The sequence below is a fragment of the Burkholderia sp. RF2-non_BP3 genome, from assembly GCF_001522185.1.
Taxonomy (GTDB): Bacteria; Pseudomonadota; Gammaproteobacteria; order Burkholderiales; family Burkholderiaceae; genus Burkholderia; species Burkholderia diffusa.
Genome location: NZ_LOSU01000036.1, coordinates 1 through 21,644 on the forward strand (window position 1 = coordinate 1; position 21,644 = coordinate 21,644).

General features: G+C 66.9%; 20 protein-coding genes. 14 read left to right on the plus strand and 6 right to left on the minus strand.

The window, feature by feature from the left end:
- Positions 1-207: 207 nt before the first annotated feature.
- Both WS45_RS19165 and phaR read left to right on the plus strand, forming a co-directional pair.
- Positions 208-948, plus strand: coding sequence for a 3-ketoacyl-ACP reductase (locus WS45_RS19165; protein ID WP_059537451.1), 741 nt, complete (start codon positions 208-210; stop codon positions 946-948).
- A 118-nt stretch (positions 949-1,066) separates the two neighbouring features.
- Positions 1,067-1,633 (plus strand): polyhydroxyalkanoate synthesis repressor PhaR, encoded by a 567-nt coding sequence (gene phaR, locus WS45_RS19170; RefSeq protein ID WP_011549704.1) that lies wholly within the window; start codon positions 1,067-1,069, stop codon positions 1,631-1,633.
- A 368-nt stretch (positions 1,634-2,001) separates the two neighbouring features.
- Here the strand turns inward: phaR and WS45_RS19175 are convergent, their stop codons facing one another.
- Positions 2,002-2,256 carry a hypothetical protein gene (locus WS45_RS19175; protein ID WP_059537455.1) on the minus strand — a complete coding sequence of 85 codons (255 nt, stop codon included), beginning with the start codon at positions 2,254-2,256 and terminating at the stop codon, positions 2,002-2,004.
- 272 nt (positions 2,257-2,528) lie between these two features.
- Here WS45_RS19175 and rimO point away from each other — a divergent pair, with 272 nt between their 5' ends.
- The 4 genes from rimO to WS45_RS19195 all read left to right on the plus strand — a co-directional run bounded on the left by rimO (position 2,529) and on the right by WS45_RS19195 (position 6,881).
- Positions 2,529-3,890 (plus strand): 30S ribosomal protein S12 methylthiotransferase RimO, encoded by a 1,362-nt coding sequence (rimO, locus tag WS45_RS19180; protein WP_059691648.1) that lies wholly within the window; start codon positions 2,529-2,531, stop codon positions 3,888-3,890.
- Between the two features lie 3 nt (positions 3,891-3,893).
- Positions 3,894-4,820 (plus strand): sugar kinase, encoded by a 927-nt coding sequence (locus WS45_RS19185; protein ID WP_059691649.1) that lies wholly within the window; start codon positions 3,894-3,896, stop codon positions 4,818-4,820.
- 220 nt (positions 4,821-5,040) lie between these two features.
- Positions 5,041-5,583, plus strand: coding sequence for a hypothetical protein (locus WS45_RS19190; RefSeq protein ID WP_059524210.1), 543 nt, complete (start codon positions 5,041-5,043; stop codon positions 5,581-5,583).
- A 113-nt stretch (positions 5,584-5,696) separates the two neighbouring features.
- On the plus strand, positions 5,697-6,881 hold the full coding sequence (locus tag WS45_RS19195; protein WP_059691650.1) for a cystathionine beta-lyase: 1,185 nt from the start codon (positions 5,697-5,699) through the stop codon (positions 6,879-6,881).
- Between the two features lie 85 nt (positions 6,882-6,966).
- Here WS45_RS19195 and serB read toward each other — a convergent pair whose 3' ends face one another.
- Positions 6,967-7,812 carry a phosphoserine phosphatase SerB gene (serB, locus tag WS45_RS19200; protein WP_059524213.1) on the minus strand — a complete coding sequence of 282 codons (846 nt, stop codon included), beginning with the start codon at positions 7,810-7,812 and terminating at the stop codon, positions 6,967-6,969.
- 189 nt (positions 7,813-8,001) lie between these two features.
- Complete coding sequence (locus tag WS45_RS19205; protein WP_059524215.1) at positions 8,002-8,943, minus strand: LysR family transcriptional regulator; 942 nt, start codon at positions 8,941-8,943, stop codon at positions 8,002-8,004.
- A gap of 123 nt (positions 8,944-9,066) precedes the next feature.
- Between WS45_RS19205 and WS45_RS19210 the strand changes: the two genes are divergently transcribed.
- From WS45_RS19210 to WS45_RS19220, 3 genes are all read left to right on the plus strand, one after another.
- Complete coding sequence (locus WS45_RS19210; RefSeq protein WP_059701112.1) at positions 9,067-10,083, plus strand: zinc-binding alcohol dehydrogenase family protein; 1,017 nt, start codon at positions 9,067-9,069, stop codon at positions 10,081-10,083.
- 209 nt (positions 10,084-10,292) lie between these two features.
- A complete protein-coding gene (locus tag WS45_RS19215; protein ID WP_059691830.1) occupies positions 10,293-10,844 on the plus strand; it encodes a DUF6013 family protein in 552 nt (183 codons plus the stop codon).
- Between the two features lie 252 nt (positions 10,845-11,096).
- Complete coding sequence (locus tag WS45_RS19220) at positions 11,097-11,570, plus strand: PliI family lysozyme inhibitor of I-type lysozyme (RefSeq protein ID WP_059524220.1); 474 nt, start codon at positions 11,097-11,099, stop codon at positions 11,568-11,570.
- A 42-nt stretch (positions 11,571-11,612) separates the two neighbouring features.
- On the opposite strand, the gene WS45_RS19225 is transcribed toward WS45_RS19220, so the two are convergent.
- Complete coding sequence (locus WS45_RS19225) at positions 11,613-12,416, minus strand: ABC transporter permease (protein ID WP_059691654.1); 804 nt, start codon at positions 12,414-12,416, stop codon at positions 11,613-11,615.
- Positions 12,413-13,114 (minus strand): ABC transporter ATP-binding protein, encoded by a 702-nt coding sequence (locus tag WS45_RS19230; protein ID WP_059701113.1) that lies wholly within the window; start codon positions 13,112-13,114, stop codon positions 12,413-12,415. Before WS45_RS19230 ends, WS45_RS19225 begins: the two co-directional genes overlap by 4 nt.
- 152 nt (positions 13,115-13,266) lie before the next feature.
- On the opposite strand from WS45_RS19230, the gene WS45_RS19235 reads away from it, so the two are divergent.
- Both WS45_RS19235 and WS45_RS19240 read left to right on the plus strand, forming a co-directional pair.
- Positions 13,267-15,564, plus strand: a complete 2,298-nt coding sequence (locus tag WS45_RS19235) for an AsmA family protein (protein ID WP_059701114.1) — start codon at positions 13,267-13,269, stop codon at positions 15,562-15,564.
- A 132-nt stretch (positions 15,565-15,696) separates the two neighbouring features.
- On the plus strand, positions 15,697-17,289 hold the full coding sequence (locus WS45_RS19240) for an ABC-F family ATPase (protein ID WP_059524228.1): 1,593 nt from the start codon (positions 15,697-15,699) through the stop codon (positions 17,287-17,289).
- Between the two features lie 227 nt (positions 17,290-17,516).
- Here WS45_RS19240 and WS45_RS19245 read toward each other — a convergent pair whose 3' ends face one another.
- Positions 17,517-17,882, minus strand: a complete 366-nt coding sequence (locus tag WS45_RS19245; RefSeq protein WP_059467440.1) for a hypothetical protein — start codon at positions 17,880-17,882, stop codon at positions 17,517-17,519.
- Between the two features lie 268 nt (positions 17,883-18,150).
- Between WS45_RS19245 and WS45_RS19250 the strand changes: the two genes are divergently transcribed.
- From WS45_RS19250 to WS45_RS19260, 3 genes are all read left to right on the plus strand, one after another.
- Positions 18,151-19,587 (plus strand): aldehyde dehydrogenase family protein, encoded by a 1,437-nt coding sequence (locus tag WS45_RS19250; RefSeq protein WP_059524229.1) that lies wholly within the window; start codon positions 18,151-18,153, stop codon positions 19,585-19,587.
- Between the two features lie 129 nt (positions 19,588-19,716).
- Positions 19,717-20,907, plus strand: coding sequence for an NAD(P)H-dependent flavin oxidoreductase (locus WS45_RS19255; protein WP_059701116.1), 1,191 nt, complete (start codon positions 19,717-19,719; stop codon positions 20,905-20,907).
- A 66-nt stretch (positions 20,908-20,973) separates the two neighbouring features.
- A complete protein-coding gene (locus WS45_RS19260; RefSeq protein ID WP_059691658.1) occupies positions 20,974-21,615 on the plus strand; it encodes an OmpW/AlkL family protein in 642 nt (213 codons plus the stop codon).
- Positions 21,616-21,644 lie beyond the last annotated feature (29 nt).

Consider the following 21,644-nt stretch of genomic DNA (forward strand, 5'->3'; position numbering starts at 1 on the left):
ATGGTCAAGCGCGATGCGAAGCGCGGGCTGGCGTCGCTGTGCATCGGCGGCGGGATGGGCGTCGCGCTTGCGGTCGAGCGTCCGTAACCGGTCGTCCGTCACGGCCAAACCAATCCGGGCGCCGGCCGATTGCGGCTTCGGTCGGCGTTACGTGAAGTCAGAGGGGGCCTCCGGCGGCTCTCGAAACCAAAAAATGGAGTGAGATTTATGTCTCAGCGAATTGCGTACGTAACGGGCGGGATGGGCGGCATCGGCACCAGCATCTGCCAGCGTCTGTCGAAAGACGGCTTCAAGGTGGTCGCGGGTTGCGGCCCGAACTCGCCGCGCCGGGTGAAATGGCTCGAGGACCAGAAGGCGCTCGGCTACGATTTCATCGCATCGGAAGGCAACGTGGGCGACTGGGACTCGACCAAGGCAGCGTTCGACAAGGTCAAGGCCGAAGTCGGCGAGATCGACGTGCTGGTCAACAACGCGGGCATCACGCGCGACGTCGTGTTCCGCAAGATGACGCATGAAGACTGGACGGCCGTGATCGACACCAACCTGACGAGCCTGTTCAACGTGACGAAGCAGGTGATCGACGGGATGGTCGAGCGCGGCTGGGGCCGGATCATCAACATTTCGTCGGTGAACGGCCAGAAGGGGCAATTCGGCCAGACGAACTACTCGACCGCGAAGGCCGGCATCCACGGTTTCACGATGTCGCTCGCGCAGGAAGTCGCAACGAAGGGCGTGACGGTCAACACCGTGTCGCCCGGCTACATCGGCACCGACATGGTGAAGGCGATTCGTCCGGACGTGCTCGAGAAGATCGTCGCGACGATCCCGGTGCGTCGTCTCGGCGCGCCGGAGGAAATCGGTTCGATCGTCGCGTGGCTCGCGTCGAACGACTCCGGCTTCGCGACGGGCGCCGACTTCTCGCTGAACGGCGGCCTGCATATGGGCTGAACGTCCGGCTGCGCGGGCCGCTTCGGCCGCGCGGCCCGGCGTTTCCGAAGGCCCCCGCCTCCCGGATCCGGGGGGCGGGGATTTGTCACTTGCGCTACGCTGCACCCAAAGGCGTTACATGACTACTACAAAGAAAACGGCCGAGCGGCTCATCAAGAAGTACCCGAACCGCCGGCTCTACGATACCGAGACGAGCACGTACATCACGCTGACCGACGTCAAGCAGCTCGTGCTGGAACAGGAGGACTTCAAGGTCGTCGACGCGAAATCCAACGAAGACCTGACGCGCAGCATCCTGCTGCAGATCATCCTCGAGGAAGAGAGCGGCGGCGTGCCGATGTTCTCGTCGTCGATGCTGTCGCAGATCATCCGTTTCTACGGTCATGCGATGCAGGGCATGATGGGCACGTACCTGGAAAAGAATATCCAGGCGTTCATCGACATCCAGAACAAGCTCGCGGATCAATCGAAGAACCTTTACGAAGGTAACGCGATGAATCCGGAAGTCTGGTCGCAGTTCATGAACATGCAGGCGCCGATGATGCAAGGGATGATGACGAGCTACATCGAGCAGTCGAAGAACATGTTCGTGCAGATGCAGGAGCAGATGCAGAACCAGGCGAAGTCGATGTTCAGCACGTTCCCGTTCAAGCAACCGGGCGCGCCGGAGCCGGAGAAGAAGTAACGCTTGCGCGGCAGGCCGGTCGCGGCGGCACCCGCCGCCCGCCGCCCGCCGCCTGGCTTGGCGCCGCGATGCGCGGCGGTGCGATGCGGCCGATCGTGTGCTCGGGCACGACGATGGCCGCTGGCCGCCGGCGCAAGATGTCGCCGACGGTCGTTCCTGATCGTCGGCACCGAATGCCCGTGCCCTCGCGTGGGGGCGGTGCGCTCGTGGTCCGGTCGCTTTTGTCTAATTCCAGAGAGTCATCAGCAACTCGACACACGGGCGTGTCGCGCCGCACGGCGTGAGTTTGTGCCAGTGCGGCCGATCGCCGTTGCGTCGGGCCGCGTCACAACGCGCAGCGGCAAAGCCTGCGCGTCCGCCGGCTTGGCTCAAAGTGCCGGATCGAAATCCTGGTGATCGTCCGCGGGAGGAAGGTCGAGCACGAGCTTCACCGCGCAGTAGTTCGCCTTCAGCGAAAACACCCGGCCGATCACAAGAAACGTCTGCCGCGAATTCTCGAGTTCGACGAAGTCGCCCGGCTGCGGCACGTGGGCGCCCTGATCATAGGAAAAGCTGGTGCTGGTCTGCTCGCCGATGGTCTCGGCGGCGTGCTCGGTGAATTCGATCGTGATGTGGGTGGTCATGCGAAGCCCGTTGGGTAAGTGAAGAGAGCGGATGTTGCGATTTTCGCATAGGGGCGGGGTGAGGCCCGGGGGCGATTGTCGTGCATGACGGGCGGTGATCGCATTCATCGTTTCATCGTCGCCGGTCCGAAAGGCTGGATCAGCTGCCGGTTCCGCCGGCGCGTGCTGGGTATTGAGGGCGCCATCCACGGCGTCTTGAGCGCCAGTTTTGCCTCCCTGACCCATAAATAGCTGTAAACTCACGCTTTTGCCGCCACGCCCCCACATTCCAGATGTCCCAGTCCCCCAAAGTAGGCTTCGTGTCGCTCGGGTGCCCGAAGGCGCTCGTCGACTCCGAACAAATCATCACCCAACTGCGCGCCGAAGGTTATGAAATCTCCGGCACCTACGACGGTGCCGACCTCGTCGTCGTCAACACCTGCGGCTTCATCGACGAAGCCGTGCAGGAAAGTCTCGACGCGATCGGCGAAGCGCTGACCGAGAACGGCAAGGTGATCGTCACCGGCTGCCTCGGCGCGAAGTCGAGCGCCAGCGGCTCGAACCTGATCGAGGAAGTCCACCCGAAGGTGCTCGCCGTCACCGGCCCGCACGCGGTGGGCGAAGTGATGCAGGCCGTGCACTCGCACCTGCCGAAGCCGCACGATCCGTTCGTCGACCTCGTGCCGGCCGCCGGCATCAAGCTCACGCCGCGCCACTATGCGTACCTGAAGATCTCCGAAGGCTGCAACCACCGCTGCACGTTCTGCATCATCCCGTCGATGCGCGGCGATCTCGTGTCGCGTCCGGTCGCGGAAGTGATGCTCGAGGCGGAGAACCTGTTCAAGTCGGGCGTGAAGGAACTGCTCGTGATCTCGCAGGACACGAGCGCGTACGGCGTCGACGTGAAGTACCGCACGGGCTTCTGGAACGGCAAGCCGATCAAGACGCGCATGACCGACCTGGTCGCCGCGCTCGGCGAACTCGCCGCGCAGTTCGGCGCATGGGTGCGCCTGCACTACGTGTATCCGTATCCGAGCGTCGACGAAGTCATTCCGCTGATGGCCGAAGGCCCGTTCAAGGGCCACGTGCTGCCGTATCTCGACGTGCCGTTCCAGCACGCGCATCCGGAAGTGCTGAAGCGCATGAAGCGCCCGGCGAACGCCGAGAAGGTGCTCGAGCGCGTGCAGAAGTGGCGCGAGATCTGCCCGGACCTGACGATCCGCAGCACGTTCATCGCCGGCTTCCCCGGCGAGACGGAAGAGCAGTTCGAAACGCTGCTCGACTTCATCCGCGAGGCGGAACTCGATCGGGTCGGCTGCTTTGCCTATTCGCCGGTCGAAGGCGCGACCGCGAACGACCTGGACGGCGCACTGCCGGACGACGTTCGCGAAGAACGCCGCGCGCGCTTCATGGAAGTCGCCGAGGAAGTGTCGGCGCGGCGCATCCAGCGCAAGGTCGGCAAGACCCTCAAGGTGCTGATCGACGAAGTCAGCGAGGAAGGCGGCATTGGCCGCACGGCGGCGGATGCACCGGAGATCGACGGCGTCGTCTACATCGAACCGGCGACGAAGGCGTCGAAGCGCTACAAGGTCGGCGATTTCGTGTCGGTGAAGATCGCCGGCGCGGACGGCCACGACCTGTGGGGCGAGGTCTAAGCGATGACCGCAGCGTTTCCGCAGATCCTCGCGCTCGGCGAGGCGATGATCGAATTCAACCAGTCGCAGCCGGGGCGCACGGAGTTCCTGCAGGGCTTCGGCGGCGACACGTCGAACTTCTGCATCGCCGCGGCGCGTCAGGGCGCGTCGACGGGCTTCGTGTCGGCGATCGGCGACGATCCGTTCGGCTGCTTGCTGGCTGACATGTGGGCGACGGAAGGCGTCGACACGACGTACGTGCGGATCGACCGCTCGGCGCCGACCGGCGTGTATTTCGTCACGCACGGCGCGGACGGCCACCAGTTCGACTATCTGCGCGCGGGCTCCGCGGCGAGCCGCTACGCGGTCGCCGACCTGCCGCTCGATGCGCTGGCCGCGGCGAAGGCCGTGCACCTGTCGGGCATCAGCCTCGCGATCAGCACGGCCGCATGCGACGCCGCGTTCGCGGCGATCGACCACGCGCGCGGCAACGGCGCGCAGGTCAGCTTCGATACGAACCTGCGCCTGAAGCTGTGGCCGCTGCCGCGCGCCCGCGCGGTGATGCGCGAGGCGCTGCGCCAGACGGACATCTGCCTGCCGAGCTGGGACGACGTCACGGCGCTCACGGGCGCGAACGATCGCGACGCGATCGTCGATGCGATGCTCGAACACGGGCCGCGGGTCGTCGCGCTGAAGCTCGGCAAGGAAGGCGCGTACGTGGCGACCCCGAACGAACGGCGAGTGGTGCCGGGCTTCGCGGTCGAGGCCGTCGACGCGACGGGCGCGGGCGACTGCTTCGGCGGCGCGTTCGTGGCGCGGATCGTCGCGGGCGACGATCCGTTTGCGGCGGCGCGTTATGCGAACGCGGCCGCGGCGCTGTCGACGACGGGTTACGGCGCGGTCGCGCCGATTCCGCGCCGCGAGGCGGTGGAACGCCTGATGCAGGGCTGACGCGGATCACGCATGCCGGTGTGACCTCGCGCGCGTGACGCACGCATCCGCAATCCCTGGATGACGGGCGACATGCAACGCGAAGGTGGCCAGCGGCGTGCGTACCGCGATCGGCGTTTTCGCACGCGCGATCGTTACGCGCGCGTGACGACGACCATCGGCGGCAGGCAGCATGCCGCCGTGTTTTTTCGAGCGAATCTGAAGCAAGGAGCAACACAAGGTGGGTCGATATTCGGAATGGCAACGGGCGCTGGTGATCGCCGGTGCGCTGGCGGCGGGCCTCGCGATGCCGGGCGTGGTCGCGGCGCAGGCCGCCGCGCCGGGCGTGCAGCAGGATGAAGCGACACCCGCGCGGCCGCTGCGGCCGAATCCGGAATTCGCCCGCCTGCCGCGCTACGAAGGCACGCTCGGCGACCGGCCGATCGTCGTGCATCTCGGGCCGAAGACGGACGAGGAAGGCGTGCACGGCGAATACCAGTTCGCGGACACGGGTGAGGTCGTGCTGCTCGCCGGCGACCGCGACGGCGACACGCTCGAAATCGAGGAATCGAACGACGGCACGAACATCACGGGTGTGTGGATCGGCCGCTTCGACGCGACGGGCGACCTGAAGGCCGACCGGATGAACTCGGACGAATCGGATCCGCAACCCGTCGTGCTGCGCCTGGCGCCGGGCAAGCGCGCGGCGCTGCAGGTGCGCGACGGCCGGATACGGGAAATCGAGACGGTCGGCGGCATCGTCAACCTGCGCACCGACGACTGAGCGCGCGCTGGCTCGGTGCGCGCGGCGCGCATTGTACCGGGCCAAGCGCGCCGATTTTGGCTAATCTAGCGACACATTCCGCAACCGAACGGCCTTTCCCCCGGCCTCCTGCCATGACTGCATCCACTCCGAAGCGCGCACTCCAGACCCGCATCGTTCAACCCGACGACATCATTCCGGAAGGCTTCCGCTCGTTCGTCCCGCCGGTCGCGCGGGCATCGACGGTCGTGTTCCCCGATCTCGCGACGATGCGCGCGCTGGTCTGGCACAACGACAACCAGTGGCGCTACGGGCTGCACGCGACGCCGACGTCGCTCGCGCTCGCGCAGCGGCTCGCCGAGATCGAGGGCGGCACGCATGCGCTGCTGCAGCCGTCGGGCCTCGCGGCGATCATGAACGTCTATTTCGGGATCGTGAAGGCGGGCGACGACGTGCTGATCCCGCACAACATCTACGGGCCGAACGCCGATTTCGGCAACTGGCTCGCGAAGGATTTCGGCATCACCGCGCGCTTCTACGATCCGCTCGTCGGCGCGGGCATCGCCGACCTGATCCAGCCGAACACGCGGCTGATCTGGATCGAGGCGCCGGGCTCGGTGACGATGGAAGTGCCCGACGTGCGCGCGATCACGACGGTCGCGCAGGCGCGCGGCATCGTCACCGCGATCGACAACACGTATTCGGCCGGTCTCGCGTTCAAGCCGTTCGAGCATGGCGTCGACATCTCGGTGCAGGCGCTGACCAAGTATCAATCGGGCGGCAGCGACGTGCTGATGGGCGCGACGATTACCGCGAACGCGGAGCTGCACGCGCAACTGAAGCTCGCGCGGATGCGCTGCGGGATCGGCGTGTCGGTCGACGATTGCTCGCTCGTGCTGCGCAGCCTGCCGAACATGCAGGTGCGCTTCGACGCGCACAGCAAGAGCGCGCTCGCGCTCGCGAAATGGCTGAAGGCGCGGCCGGAGATCGCCGCCGTGCTGCATCCGCAACTGCCGGACTGTCCGGGGCACGCGTCGTTCGTGCGCGACTTCACCGGCGCGGGCGGGCTGTTCTCGGTGGTGTTCGACGAACGCTACAGCAGCGAGCAGATCGATCGTTTCGTCGAGGCGCTCGAGCTGTTCGCGATCGGCTGGAGCTGGGGCGGTGCATGCAGCCTCGCGATGCCTTACGACGTGGCGTCGATGCGTGCGGAGTGGCCGCATCGCGGCACGCTGGTGCGCTTTTACGTCGGTCTCGAAGACGAAGCCGACCTGCGTGCGGACATCGAGCGCGCGCTGCAGGCTACGCTCGGCCGATAACGGAACCGAAGCGGAAAAACGAAACGCCCGCGCGATGCAATATCGCGCGGGCGTTTTTTCATGGACGGCGTGCGCAGACCGGAAATCAGAACAGCCGCAGCAGCCCGTCGAGGCCCACGTGGTCGAATGCGACGGTGGCCGCATCGCGCACGACGGGCTTGGCGTGGAACGCGACCGACAGCCCGGCTTCGGCCATCATCTTCAGATCGTTCGACCCGTCGCCCATCGCGATCGCGCGGCTCGGCTCGAGGCCGAGCGATGCGCAGGTATCGCGCAGCATGCGCGCCTTCACGTCCGCGTTGACGATTTCGCCGAGCACCTTGCCGGTCAGCTTGCCGTCGACGATCTCGAGCGTGTTCGCGTGCGCGTAGTCGAGGCCGAGGCGCGCCTTCAGGCGCTCGGTGAAGAACGTGAAGCCGCCCGACACGAGCAGCGTCTTCAGTCCCGCGGCCTTCACGCCGGCGAGCATCGTCTCCGCGCCCGGCGACAATTGCAGCCGTTCCTCGTACACGCGCTCGAGCGCCTGCGCGTCGAGCCCCGCGAGCAGTGCGACGCGACGCGTGAGGCTTTCGTTGAAGTCGCGGATCTCGCCGCGCATCGATGCCTCGGTGATCTCCGCGACCTGCGTCTTCAGCCCGCAGAAATCGGCGATTTCGTCGATGCATTCGATTGTGATCAGCGTCGAATCCATGTCCATCACGACGAGCCCGAACTCGCCGAGCGTACGGCCGGCTTCGACGAAGCCGAAGTCGAGCGCGTGCGTGCCGCAGTACGCGTCGATGTCGAGCCGCTGCGCGGGGTTTGCGTTTTCGATACGCAGCGCGTGATCGTCGGTCTGCACGATGCGGGTGCCGCGCGACAGCGCGAGCAGCGGTTTGTGATGCGCGTCCGACAACGGCGCGAGACTCTGGATGACGAGGTTGTGGGTCATGACGGAATGATTGGAAGCGAATGAAACGCGTGCGCGGCCGGCATGCGGCCGCCTGCGAACGCGGGCCCCGTCCGGCGTCGGGCCGTCGCGTCGCGAACGCGCCATTGTAGCCGGTTGGTGTCAGGGCGCGACCGGATCGCCGCGGATGCCCGGCCGGCGCCGCCGCAAGCTCCGCTCAGGGGACGGCGCCTATCGTTCACCCGCGCCGTCCCAGTAAGGCGGATCGCCGAAGTGTTCGGCCAGGAACGCGATGAACGCGAGCGTCTTGAGCGGCACGTGCGCGCGGCTCGGATAGACGGCCCAGATCGCGACGTCGTTCGCGAACGGGTAATCGTCAAGCACGGTGACGAGCGCGCCGCTCGCGAGCAGCGGGCCGACGTCCCAGGTCGACTTGATCGCGATGCCGAAGCCGTCGACGAGCGCTTCGCGGATCGCCTCGCCGTTGCTCGCGACGAGCCGGCCGCCGACGCGCACGGTGAGCGGGCCTTGCGGCGTGACGAACGACCAGTCGCGCTGGTCGCCGAGAATCACGCATTCGTGCTGTGCGAGATCGGCGGGATGGCGCGGCGTCCCGTGTTCGGCGAGATACGCGGGCGAGCAGCACAGCACGCGCCGGTTGGCGGCGAGCTTGCGCGCGACCAGCGTCGAGTCCTTCAGCGCGCCGAGGCGGATCGCGACGTCGTAGCCGTCGTCGACGAGGTCGACGATCTCGTCGGATAGCCGCAGGTCGAGCGACACGGACGGGTAGCGGCGCAGGAATGCGGGGATCACGGGCGCGACGTGCTGGCGGCCGAACGACGACGACATCGACACCTTCAGCCGGCCATACGGCTCGCTGCGGCCGTGGCCGACCGACGCGCGCGCGGCGTCGGCGGCCGACAGCAGCGCCTCAGCGCGGGCCATGAAGATTTCACCGTCCTGCGTGAGGCTGATGCGGCGCGTGGTGCGATGCAGCAAGCGCGCACCGAGCTGGCGTTCCAACTGCGCGATGCGCGCGCTTGCGACCGCGGCCGACACGCCGAACTCGCGTCCGGCCGCGCTCACGTTCGCGAGCAGCGCCGCGCGCACGAACAGGCCGACGTCGAGCAGGTCGAGCGGCTTGTCGGGGGCCGGAATCGGATCGGATGCCATTATTCTGAAATTCCTGAAAATGTTTCAGGAAATATAGCGGTTTTCTCGAAGGATCGGGCCGCCTACGATGGCAGGCATGGGGCTGCGCCGCGGCCCGCCCGATTTCCCTGAAGGAGTTTCGTGATGAAAGCCGTTGGACTGACCCGTTATCTGCCGATCGACGACCCGCAGTCGCTCGTCGACGTGGAGCTGCCGCAACCGGTGCCGGGCCCGCGCGACCTGCTCGTGAAGGTCGAGGCGATCTCCGTGAACCCGGTCGACACCAAGGTGCGCGCGCCGAAGCCGCAGGTCGAGGAGACCCCGCGCGTGCTCGGCTGGGATGCGGCCGGCACGGTCGTCGCGGTCGGCGCCGAGGTGACGATGTTCCGGCCGGGCGACGAGGTGTTCTACGCGGGCAGCATCACGCGCCCCGGCGCGAACAGCGAATTTCACACGGTCGACGAGCGGATCGCGGCGATCAAGCCGCGCTCGCTCGATTTCGCGGCGTCGGCTGCGTTGCCGCTCACCGCGCTGACCGCGTGGGAGGCGCTGTTCGACCGGCTGCGCGTGTCGCCGCAGGGTGCGGACGCGGGCAAGTCGGTGCTGATCGTCGGCGGCGCGGGCGGGGTGGGTTCGATCGCGATCCAGCTGGCGAAGACGCTCGGCAAGCTGCACGTGATCGCGACCGCGTCGCGGCCGGCGTCGGCCGAATGGGTGCGCTCGCTCGGCGCGGACGACGTGGTCGACCATTTTGGCGACTTGCCCGCGCAACTGCGCGAGATCGGTCATGCGAACGTCGACTATGTACTGATCTTCAACGACACGGATCGTCATTTCCCTGCCGCGGCGGAAGTCATCCGGCCACAGGGCGGCATTTGCACGATCGTCGAGAACGAGAAGCCGATTCCGGTCGAGCTGCTGAAGGCGAAAAGCGCGGCGTTTCACTGGGAGTTCATGTTCACGCGCGCGATGTTCGAGACGCCGGACATGGTCGAACAGCACAAGATCCTGAGCGAGGTGGCGAGGCTCGTCGACGGCGGCACGCTGCGCACGACGCTCGGCGAGCAGCTCGGCACCATCAACGCCGCGAACCTGCGGCGCGCGCACCAACTGCTCGAGGCCGGGCGCGCGATCGGCAAGCTGGTGCTGAGCGGATTCTGACCTCGAGGTCGGGGCGAAAAACCCGAGGTGGCCCGGCGTTTTCTCGAGAGGCGGCATCGCCCGTACGGGATACGGCGTCGCGAACGCAAGCGGGGTAACACCCGATGCGTTTGCGGCGCATTGCATGCCGCTTGGCGGTAGACTGGCAACGCATCATGCATCGAAAACCGCGCGGCACGCGCGTGCCGCCGCATTACAAGGAGGTCAGCATGAGCCAACGCAGCTTGTCAGTCGCCGCATCGTGGTCTGCCGTGTTCGCGGCGGCGTGCGTCAGCGCGAGCGTATTCGCGGCGCCGCCGGTCAAGGGCAGCCTGAAGGGCGGCGGGACGGGGCAGCTCGAATACACCGTCAAGGTCGACTCGAAGACCTTCGGCAATACGCAGGAGACGCGCAAGATCCGCTCGGGCGAAACGGACGACTTCAACTGGAAGTCCGTGCCGCCGGGCGGCGCGGTCGCGATGCCCGACGGTTGCCCGAACGCCGACAACCTGCCGCGCGACGCGAACGGCGCGATGGTGCGCCAGACCCAGGTGCGGCTCGCGCCGTCGGTCGACGCGAAGGGGATCGCGAACGTGCAGATGAGCTTCCAGGCCGCCGCGCCGAAAGGCACGCGCAACGTGAGCGCGGGCGGCAAGTCGCTGCAGTGCCCGGACGTCGTGTCAGTGAGCCAGGTCAAGTGGGTGTCGATTTCGACCAATGGCGGGTCGAAGTCCGTCACGATGAGCGACGGCACGAAGGTGACGGTGTCGATCAAGCGCTGAGCGGGGCGCGCGGGCCGGCAAGGCGTCCGGTGCGCGCGCAACCATCGCGATGCGCATCAGGGCGATTCGGGCAGGGTCGCGCGTGACGGTTTCGTGGCGCGCGGCTTCGGGCCTTTCCATTGAGCGATGTTTGACTTCGTCACGCCCGGCGCACGACGGTGGCGCGGTCATTTGCGCAGGCGGCCTGCGTGACGTCCTGCGGATGTCACGCTATCCTTGCGGCATCCTCCATCTTCCCCGAACGACATTCCGATGAAACATTACATGCGCGTGCTGCTGTCGGCTGCTGCGTTCGTTGCTGCCCATGCGCAGGCGGCCGACGATTGCAGCTTCGTGAAGAAGGTCGAGCTGCCGACGCGACAGCAGATCGCCGTCGTGTCGAGCGGCGCGCTCGAACCGTGCTCGACCGGCAGCTACGCGGTGCGCGTGTATTCGACCGCGCATGCCGCCCCCGGCTTCGATACGGACGACTACGTGACTGGCGTGCTGCATGCACGTGACGGCACCGTCGCCGATGCCTTCACGGCCGACCTCGGCGCGCGTGCGCCGCAGGCGCTCGTCGTCACGACGCGCTCGGCCGGCAGCGGCGGTTACGTCGGTGCGCAGGCCTATGTGACGACGCCGCGCGCGGTGCGGCTCGTCGCGTCGGTCGACGGGCTCGCGCCCGACGCCGACGTCGCGGCCGCGTTGCGCCAGGCCATCGGCAAACGCCGCGCCGCCCGCTGACCGCACGCCACGCGGATGCCGCGTGCGCTGCGGCGCCGCGGGTCAATGCGCGCGTTCCTCGAGCCGAGTTGCAAGAAAGCGGTGATCGGCCGAGAACAACCGGCGATACGTCATCAGCACTGCGCCAACGGTGCCGAGCGCGGACGCCGCGGCGATCAGGAACATGATCACGATCTGGTAGCGCACGGCCTGCAGCGGCGACTGTCCGGCCAGCACCTGGCCCGTCATCATCCCCGGCAGGCTCACGACGCCGACGACCGCCATCTGGTTGAGCGTCGGCAGCATGCCGGCGCGCACGGCCTGGCGCGCGGCGTCCTGCGCGGCTTCCCAGCGCGTCGCACCGAGCGCCAGTGCCGTCTCGACGCGGTCGCGTCGCGCGGTCAGTTCCTCCATCATCCGTTCGACGCCGAGCGACACGCCCGTGAGCGTATTGCCGAGGATCATCCCGAGGATCGGGATCGCATATTGCGGCGTGTACCACGGATGAATGCGGATCACGACGAACAGGCCGACGGCCGCGACGAACCAGCTGCTGAACCAGATCGACGCAATGCTGTCGACGCGCTGTCCGCGATACGTACGCTTGCCGCGGCCGGCGCCCGCGAAGCCTGCAATCAGCGTCATCAACGCGGTGAGCGGCAGCACGACGGTCCAGTGCGGATGACCGAACACCCAGCCGAGCACGTAGCCGATCGCCAGCAGCTGCACGACGGTGCGCACGGCGGCGAGCGCGAGCTTGCGCCCGAGGCCGAGCGACAGCGCGGCCGAGATCGCACCGTTGATCGCGACGAGCGCGGCGGCGATGCCGACGTCGACGAGACTCAGATCCTGCAGAGCGGGGCTCATGGCTGCGCCTCCATCGCGTTCGCGGCGTGCAGCACGCCGGCCTGCATCACGAGCCGCATCGTGCCGATGCGGGCGGCTTGGGCCGGATCGTGCGAGATCCACATGTAGGCGCGTGCACCGGGGGCCGCGTCGAACCAGGCGCCGACGAGCGCTTCGATCGCGCGCGTCGAGTCGGGGTCGAGCGCGGACGTCGGTTCGTCGAGCAACAGCACGTCGGGGTCGAGCTGCAGCACGCGCAGGAGCGCGGCGATCTGCGCTTCGCCGCCCGACAGTTCGCTCGCCCGCTTGTCGAGAAAATCGGCGCCGCGACCGGCGCGTGCGGCGAGCGCTTCGGCGCGGGCACGGTCGAACGTCACGTCGCGATAGATCGCGAGTGAATACGGATAGCGCAACTGCGCTTCGACGGTCCCGTCCATTTGCGCGGGCCGCTGGCGCACGTAGGCGACGCTGCGCCGGTAGCGCGGAATCGCGCCGCGCCTGATCCGCTTGCCGCGCCAGAGGATATGCCCGCCGTCGAGCGGGTCGAGCAACGCGAGCGCGCGCAGCAGCACGCTCTTGCCGGAGCCCGACGGTCCCGTGATAGCAATTCGCGATCCCGCGGCGAGGCTGAAATCGGTCGGCGCCAGCAGCGTCTTGCCGCTGCTGGCGTCGCGGCGCGTGATGTGCTGCGCATCGATGAGACCGGAGGGGGCTGTCATGTCACAAATGAAAAAAAGCGTTAATGGCGCCGAAGCGTTACTGCAGCGTGCGCCATAATACCTATTGAAAAGCCGCCGGTGTCGTGCTCCGTTCACTCACGCAAGTGGCCCGACATGGCGCGCAAACTCTGCAGAACAACAACGGAACCGCCATGACGCTAGCACGAGCCATCGGCAAATCGGCTGCATGGATCGTCGGTATCGTCGCACTGATCCTCGCGGCGGCCGGCATCTTCATTTTCACGTTCGACTGGAACCACGCGAAACCGTGGGTCAACGAACATGTGAGTACCGCACTTGGCCGCCCGTTCGCGATCAACGGCGATCTCAAGGTCGGCTGGCGCCGCCCAGACGGCGAGACCGGCTGGCGCGCATGGGTGCCTTGGCCGAGCTTCTCCGCCACGCAACTCGAGATCGGCAACCCGGACTGGGCGAAGGGGCCCAAGTTCGTCACGCTCGATGCCGCGCATTTCGATCTCGCGATTCTTCCGCTCCTCGCGCACGAAATCGTCATTCCGTCGATCGATGTCGTCAATCCCGCGGTCGACCTCGAGCGGCTCGCCGACGGCCGCAATACGTGGACCTTCCAGTTCAAGCAATCGTCGCAGCCGTCGCCGTGGAAGGTGCGGCTCGACAGCTTCGGTTTCGCGAAGGGCATCGTCACGTATCGCGATGCGATCACGAAGGCCGATCTCACGGTCGCGATCGATACGCTCGGCCAGCCGATTCCGCTCGGCGACGTGCTGAAGGAGCAGGAGCAAACGTCGCGCGCGGCGTCGGCGCAGCGTGTCGGCAAGAGCGGAGCCGCCCGACTGAGCGCGAAGGCGAGTGCCGAGGCCGCGTCGGGTACGTCGGCGGCGCAAGGCGCGAGCGGGGTGCCCGCCGCAACGGCGTCGGGTGCCTCCGCTGCCGCGCCGGCTACTTCGGTTTCCTCCGCATCCACGGCCGTGCCGGCATCCGGCGCGAGCGGTGCGTCCGCTGCGTCGGGTGCCGCTGCGCCCGCGAAGCCGGCCGGCCCGACGTATGCGTTCGGGCTCAAGGTCGACGGCCGCTACAAGAACGTGCCGATCAGCGGCACCGGCAAGGTGGGCGGCGTGCTGGCGATCGAGAACGCGACGCAGCCGTTCCCGCTGCAGGCCGACGTGAAGGCCGGCGACACGCGGCTGGCGATCGTCGGCACGCTGACCGACCCGATGCATCTCGCGGCACTCGACCTGCGTCTGTGGCTGCAAGGCACTTCGATGTCGCACCTCTACCAGATCACCGGCATCACGCTGCCGGACACGCCGCCGTATGCGACCGAGGGGCGCCTGATCGGCAACATCAAGCAGCACGCGAGCACGTTCCGTTACGAGAATTTCAACGGCCGCGTCGGCGGCAGCGATCTCCGTGGCACGCTCACCTGGGCGCAGCGCGAGCCGCGGCCGAAGCTGTCGGGCGAGCTCGTGTCGAACCTGCTGCAGTTCTCCGACCTCGCGCCGGTGATCGGCGCCGACTCCGCCGCGAGCAAGGCGAAGCGCGGCGACACGACGCGCCAGCCGCCGGACCGCGTGCTGCCGGTCGCGACGTTCCGCACCGAGCGCTGGAGCGCGATCGACGCGGACGTGAAGTTCACCGGGCGCAAGCTGATCAAGAGCCCGCAACTGCCGATCACCGACCTCTACACGCACATCCTGCTGCAGGACGGCGTGCTGTCGCTCGAACCGCTGCAGTTCGGCGTCGCGGGCGGCACGCTCGCGACCAACGCGCATCTCGACGGCAGCCGCACGCCGCTCAAGGGCCGCTTTACGCTGGCCGCGCGTCACTTGAGGCTGAAGCAACTGTTCCCGACACAGAAGGTGATGCAGACCGCGCTCGGCGAAATCAACGGCGACGCGTCGCTGTCGGCGACCGGCAACTCGCCGGCCGCGCTCGCGGCGACGTCGACCGGCGAAGTGAAGGCGCTCATCACGGATGGCCGCATCAGCCTGCTGCTGATGGAGGCGGCGGGGCTGAACGTCGCGAACGTCGTCTACGAGAAGCTGTTCGGCACCCGCGACGTGAACATCAATTGCGCGGCGATCGACTTCGTCGCGAACGACGGCATGCTCGACCCGAAGGTGTTCGCGCTCGATACGGACGACGCGCTGATCAACGTCGACGGGCCGGTCAACCTGCGCGATGAATCGATCGACCTGAAGATCCATCCGCATACGAAGGGTTTCCGGGTCTTCTCGTTGCGTTCGCCGTTGTACGCGAAGGGTACGTTCAAGAACCCGAAGGTCGGCGTCGACGCCGGCGCGCTCGCGCTGCGCGCGGGCGCAATGGTCGGGCTGGGCCTGATCAACCCGTTCGCGGCGCTGATTCCGCTAATCGCGCCGAGCAATAACCGCGACGTGCCGTGCTCGGAGCTGTTCGGGCAGATGAAGGCGAAGGCGGCGCAGAAGGAGGCGCTGAAGGCCGGCAAGTGAGGATGTCCGGGGCAGGGCCGGCGCCGCGCGCGGCGGCCCTGCTGGCGGGGCCGGAACAGGGCGGTCGGCAGTTTCTCCGACACCTGCTAAAATACACGGTTTTCCGTCGATTTCTCTCTTACGGGACCTGCCGTGCTTTCTACTGCCAACATCACGATGCAATTCGGGCCGAAGCCCTTGTTCGAGAATATCTCGGTCAAATTCGGCGAGGGCAACCGCTATGGTCTGATCGGCGCGAACGGCTGCGGCAAGTCGACCTTCATGAAGATCCTCGGCGGCGACCTCGAGCCGAGCGCCGGCAACGTCGCGCTGGAGCCGAACGTGCGCCTGGGCAAGCTGCGCCAGGACCAGTTCGCGTATGAAGACGTGCGCGTGCTCGACGTCGTGATGATGGGCCACACCGAGATGTGGGCCGCGATGACCGAGCGCGACGCGATCTACGCGAACCCGGATGCCACCGACGACGACTACATGCACGCGGCCGAGCTCGAGGGCAAGTTCGCCGAATACGGTGGCTACGACGCCGAGGCGCGCGCGGGCGCGCTGCTGCTCGGCATCGGCATCGAGGAGAAGTTCCACAACGGCACGATGGCCGACGTCGCGCCGGGCTGGAAGCTGCGCGTGCTGCTCGCGCAGGCGCTGTTCTCGAAGCCGGACGTGCTGCTGCTCGACGAACCGACCAACAACCTGGACATCAACTCGATCCGTTGGCTCGAGCACACGCTCAACGAGTACAACTCGACGATGATCATCATCTCGCACGATCGTCACTTCCTGAACTCGGTGTGCACGCACATGGCCGACATGGACTTCGGCACGCTGAAGGTCTGGCCGGGCAACTACGACGACTACATGCTCGCATCGGCACAGGCGCGCGAGCGCCAGGCCGCGGCGAACGCGCGCGCGAAGGAGCGCGTGGCCGAGCTGCAGGACTTCGTGCGCCGCTTCTCGGCGAACAAGTCGAAGGCCCGCCAGGCAACGAGCCGCGCGAAGCAGATTGACAAGATCAAGATCGAGGAATTCAAGCCGTCGTCGCGTCAGAACCCGTTCATTCGCTTTGAGTTCGAGAAGAAGCTGCACAACGTCGCGGTGGTCGCCGAAGACATCACGAAGAAGTACGAGCGCACGATCTTCCAGAACTTCAACCTGTCGGTGCAGCCGGGCGAGCGCATCGCGATCATCGGCGAGAACGGCGCGGGCAAGACGACGCTGCTGCGTTCGCTGCTGGGCGCGCTGCAACTCGATCACGGCACGGTGAAGTGGTCCGAGAACGCGAATGTCGGCTACATGCCGCAGGACACGTACGAGGAGTTCCCGAACGACATCACGCTGATGGACTGGATCGACCAGTACCGCAAGGACGGCGACGACGAAACCATGGTGCGCGGCACGCTGGGCCGCCTGCTGTTCTCGTCGGACGACATCAAGAAGTCGGTGAAGGTGCTGTCGGGCGGCGAGAAGGGCCGCATGATCTGGGGCAAGCTGATGCTCGGCCGCCACAATGTGCTGCTGATGGACGAGCCGACCAATCACATGGACATGGAGTCGATCGAGTCGCTGCAGATCGCGCTCGAGCAGTTCGAAGGCACGCTGATCTTCGTGTCCCACGACCGCGAATTCGTGAGCGGGCTGGCGAACCGGATCATCGAAGTGCGCACGGACGGCACGCTGTTCGACTTCGGCGGGAATTACGAGGAGTTCCTCACGAGCCAGGGGCAGGAGTAATTGCTCGGGCAGCCATGCCCGATCTGATGTACCGGAAGCCCGCCAGGTGGAAGCCTGGCGGGTTTTTTCGTATCCAGGCCGACCAGGTGAGCGCGTGCCGCGCCAGCCCGGCGTCCCGATGAAGGGAAAATGTCAGGTCGGGCGTTGCGCCCGCGATCGCGATTCGACGCGGCGGCGCCGTTTCCCGAAGGCAGCCGCTTGCACCACCTCGCGCGCCGCCCGGCGCGTCAATCCGCGAGCCGCTTGTCGGCGAGCGCCTTGCAGCAGTCTTCGTACACCCATTGCACGAGTTTCGCCCGGTAGTCGAGATCGTCGGTATCGACGATTTCCTCGACCGCGTCGCGCGCCCACGACGCGTCGACGAAATCGGCGTGCCGCTTTGCGATGTCCTGCGCCAGCGCGGCCAGCTTCGCGATCGCGAGCCAGTCGGACTGCCGGTGGTGGCGGTCGAGCCAGCGGTGTGCGGCCTGCACCTGGAACGACGCGTCCGGCCAGGATTCATTCAGGTAAAACGCGCCGAGATTGCCGCAGGTGAGCCAGCACAGCAGCTCCAGGCGATCTTGCGAGCCGAGGATATGGGGTGCGTCGGTCATGGCAGCGCTCACGAAAGCATCGATTCCGGGTGGCGCGGCCTGCAGCAGCCGGCGCCGATACTAAAAACATAGCACGATGCGGGGCCCGAGGTGCGACCTCGTGACGCGCCGGCGCGGCGCGGATGCCGCGGTGGCGGGAAGCGGGCGTCCGGCGCCCGGTCCCAGGCGTCCGCGCGGGCCGTTCGACGACGCTCGAAGTCACGCTCGGCGTCGTCGCGGAGCCGCGCCGCACTCATTAGAATGGCCGTTTTCCGGGAGACAGGAAGCGATGAAAATCTACGATCAGTTCTATATCGACGGCGCATGGCGCAAACCGGCCGGAACGGGCACGATCGACGTGATCGACTCGGGCACCGAGGCCGTGATCGGCCGGATTCCCGAGGGCGTGGCGTCGGACGCGCAGGACGCGATCCGCGCGGCGCGCGCGGCATTCGACGCATGGGCCGCGACGCCGGCCGCGACGCGCGCGGCCTATCTGCGCAAGATCGTCGAGCGTCTGCAGGCGCGCAGCGAGGAACTCGCGCAGTCGATCACCGGCGAAGTCGGGATGCCGATCAAGCTGTCGCGCGCGATCCAGGTCGGCGGTCCGATCTACAACTGGAAGGCATACGCGAAGCTCGCCGAATCGTTCGAATTCGAGGCGAAGGTCGGCAACTCGTTGGTGGTGCGCGAGCCGGTCGGCGTCGTCGCGGCGATCACGCCGTGGAACTACCCGCTCAACCAGATCACGCTGAAGGTCGCGCCGGCGCTGGCGGCCGGCTGCACGGTCGTCCTGAAGCCGTCCGAAGTCGCGCCGCTCAACGCGTTCATGCTCGCCGAGGCGATTCACGAAGCGGGCCTGCCGGCGGGGGTGTTCAACCTCGTGTGCGGTTATGGCCCGGTCGTCGGCGAGGTGCTGGCGACCGATCCGGACGTCGACATGGTGTCGTTCACGGGTTCGACGCGCGCCGGCAAGCGCGTGGCCGAACTCGCGGCGGCGGGCGTGAAGCGCGTCGCGCTCGAACTGGGCGGCAAATCGGCGTCGGTGATTCTCGATGACGCCGATTTCGCGGCGGCGGTGAAGGGCACGGTCAACGCGTGCTACCTGAACGCGGGCCAGACCTGTTCGGCGCACACGCGGATGCTGGTGCCGGAGGCGCGCTACGACGAGGCGCGCGCGATCGCGAAGGCGGCAGCCGAAGCGTATGTCGCGGGCGACCCGCGTCAGGAAACGACGCGCCTCGGCGCACTCGCATCGGCCGTGCAGCAGCAGCGCGTGCAGGCGTACATCCAGCGCGGAATCGACGACGGCGCGGAACTCGTGACCGGCGGCACGGGCCTGCCGGAAGGGCTCGCGAAGGGCTTCTTCGTGAAGCCGACGGTGTTCGGCCGCGTCGATCCGAAATCGACGATCGCGCAGGAAGAGATCTTCGGGCCGGTGCTGTCGATCATCACGTATCGCGACGAAGACGAAGCCGTGCGCATCGCGAACGATTCGCCGTACGGGCTCGGCGGCGCGGTATGGGCGGGCAGCGACGAACGCGCGATGCGCGTCGCGCGCCGCATCCGCACGGGGCAGGTCGACATCAACGGCGGCACGTGGAACGGCGCCGCGCCGTTCGGCGGCTACAAGCAGTCGGGACACGGCCGCGAAAACGGTGTGTACGGGCTCGAAGAGTATCTCGAATACAAGTCGATGCAGCTCAAGCCGGTGAATCCGGCCTGAGCGTTTCACGCCGCATGACCCGGAACGGCACGCTCGCGTGCCGTTTTTTTATTGACCGCCGTCAAGGTGCGCGCCGGTGGATCCGTCGATCATCGCGTTTCCGATTTCCGATGTTTCGACGAGGTTCAGATGACCGCACGCACTTCCTTCCCGCCGCTCACGATTCGCGGCCGCACCTTGCTGCCCGTGGTGCAGGGCGGCATGGGCGTCGGCATCTCCGCGCACCGCCTCGCGGGCAGCGTCGCGCGCGAAGGCGCGCTCGGCACGATCGCGAGCATCGACCTGCGTCACCACCATGCGGACTTGCTCGCACGCTGTCGCGCGAATCCCGATCGCGCGACGCTGGAGGCCGCGAACCTCGAGGCGCTCGCGCGCGAGATTCGCCTCGCGAAGACCTACAGCGAAGGACGCGGGATGATCGCGGTCAACGTGATGAAGGCGGTGAGCGCGCATGCGGACTACGTGCGCGTCGCATGCGACGAAGGCGCGGACGCGATCGTGATGGGCGCAGGCCTGCCGCTCGATCTGCCCGATCTCACGCAGGGTCATGACATCGCGCTGATTCCGATCCTGTCGGACAGCCGCGGGATCGCGCTGGTGCTGAAGAAGTGGATGAAGAAGGGGCGGCTGCCCGACGCGATCGTGATCGAGCATCCCGCGCATGCGGGCGGCCACCTCGGCGTCACGCAGATCGACGACATGCACGATGCGCGCTTCGATTTCGCGCGCGTGCTCGACGAGACCGCGCAGGTGATGGCGTCGCTCGGTCTCGCACGCGACGCGATCCCGCTGATCGTCGCGGGCGGGATCAACAGTCACGACACGGTGCGTGCGGCGCTCGCGGCCGGCGCGAACGGCGTCCAGGTAGGAACGCCGTTCGCGGTGACGGAAGAGGGCGATGCGCATCCGAACTTCAAGCGCGTGCTGGCCGATGCGCTGCCCGAGGACATCGTCGAATTCGTCAGCGTGACGGGGCTGCCGGCGCGCGCGGTGAAGACCCCGTGGCTCGATCGCTACCTGCGCAACGAAACGCGCATTCGCGACAAGCTCGGCGCGTTCAAGCAGCGCTGCCCGACCGCGCTCGAGTGCCTGAGCGTCTGCGGACTGCGCGACGGTATCGAAAAGTTCGGCCATTTCTGCATCGACACGCGGCTCTCGGCCGCGTTGCGCGGCGACGTCGCGAACGGCCTGTTCTTCCGCGGCCGCGAAGCGCTGCCGTTCGGCAACGCGATCCGCAGCGTGCGCGATCTGCTTGACCTGCTGCTGACGGGCCGTGCGACGGAGCCTGCGACAAACCGTCCAATGTTTACGCTGGCTTGACGGATATCAAGACGACGCAAAGACCCTACGTGGAGAATGGAATAAATTCTACAAGGGGTCCGTACCATGCACAAAACGATTCGAACATGCATCACCGCTGCCGCCGTGGCGGCGAGCCTCGTCACGATGCCCTCGCTGTCGCACGCGGCGTCGGCGGGAGACGGGATCAACCAGGGTGACGTCCTGGTCCGGCTGCGCGCGATCAGCATCCAGCCGAACGAGCGCGCGAGCGACACGCTCGGCGCGATCAATACCGGCGTGAACAACGCGATCGTGCCGGAACTCGACTTCACGTACATGATCCGCGACTACCTGGGCGTGGAGCTGATTCTGGGCACGTCGCGGCACCAGATGACGTCGAGCCTCGGCAATCTCGGCGGCGTGGGCGTGCTGCCGCCGACGCTGCTGCTGCAGTACCACTTCAACCATGCCGGCAAGGTGCGTCCGTACGTCGGCGCGGGCCTGAACTACACGTACTTCTACAACAACGGGCTCAACGTCGGCGGGGAAGGCGTGTCGATCAACAAGAGCAGCTTCGGTCCCGCGCTGCAGTTCGGCGTCGACGTGCAGTTGACGAAGAAGGTGTTCATGAACGTCGACGTGAAGAAGATCTGGATGAGCACCGATGCGACGCTCGGCGACAAGGGCATCGGCACGCTGCACATCGATCCGTTGATCGTCGGCGTGGGCGTCGGGATGAAGTTCTAGACGCGAGCGAAAAAGAACAGAGTTGGGGT

Coding starts and splice junctions, on each gene's coding strand:
- WS45_RS19250 (WP_059524229.1), top strand. CDS start 18,151: ATGAAAATCTACGATCAGTTCTATATCGACGGCGCATGGCGCAAACCG.
- WS45_RS19225 (WP_059691654.1), bottom strand. CDS start 12,416: ATGAGCCCCGCTCTGCAGGATCTGAGTCTCGTCGACGTCGGCATCGCC.
- WS45_RS19245 (WP_059467440.1), bottom strand. CDS start 17,882: ATGACCGACGCACCCCATATCCTCGGCTCGCAAGATCGCCTGGAGCTG.
- WS45_RS19205 (WP_059524215.1), bottom strand. CDS start 8,943: ATGGCATCCGATCCGATTCCGGCCCCCGACAAGCCGCTCGACCTGCTC.
- WS45_RS19175 (WP_059537455.1), bottom strand. CDS start 2,256: ATGACCACCCACATCACGATCGAATTCACCGAGCACGCCGCCGAGACC.
- WS45_RS19260 (WP_059691658.1), top strand. CDS start 20,974: ATGCACAAAACGATTCGAACATGCATCACCGCTGCCGCCGTGGCGGCG.
- WS45_RS19210 (WP_059701112.1), top strand. CDS start 9,067: ATGAAAGCCGTTGGACTGACCCGTTATCTGCCGATCGACGACCCGCAG.
- rimO (WP_059691648.1), top strand. CDS start 2,529: ATGTCCCAGTCCCCCAAAGTAGGCTTCGTGTCGCTCGGGTGCCCGAAG.
- WS45_RS19230 (WP_059701113.1), bottom strand. CDS start 13,114: ATGACAGCCCCCTCCGGTCTCATCGATGCGCAGCACATCACGCGCCGC.
- WS45_RS19165 (WP_059537451.1), top strand. CDS start 208: ATGTCTCAGCGAATTGCGTACGTAACGGGCGGGATGGGCGGCATCGGC.
- WS45_RS19255 (WP_059701116.1), top strand. CDS start 19,717: ATGACCGCACGCACTTCCTTCCCGCCGCTCACGATTCGCGGCCGCACC.
- WS45_RS19235 (WP_059701114.1), top strand. CDS start 13,267: ATGACGCTAGCACGAGCCATCGGCAAATCGGCTGCATGGATCGTCGGT.
- WS45_RS19195 (WP_059691650.1), top strand. CDS start 5,697: ATGACTGCATCCACTCCGAAGCGCGCACTCCAGACCCGCATCGTTCAA.
- phaR (WP_011549704.1), top strand. CDS start 1,067: ATGACTACTACAAAGAAAACGGCCGAGCGGCTCATCAAGAAGTACCCG.
- WS45_RS19215 (WP_059691830.1), top strand. CDS start 10,293: ATGAGCCAACGCAGCTTGTCAGTCGCCGCATCGTGGTCTGCCGTGTTC.
- serB (WP_059524213.1), bottom strand. CDS start 7,812: ATGACCCACAACCTCGTCATCCAGAGTCTCGCGCCGTTGTCGGACGCG.
- WS45_RS19185 (WP_059691649.1), top strand. CDS start 3,894: ATGACCGCAGCGTTTCCGCAGATCCTCGCGCTCGGCGAGGCGATGATC.
- WS45_RS19220 (WP_059524220.1), top strand. CDS start 11,097: ATGAAACATTACATGCGCGTGCTGCTGTCGGCTGCTGCGTTCGTTGCT.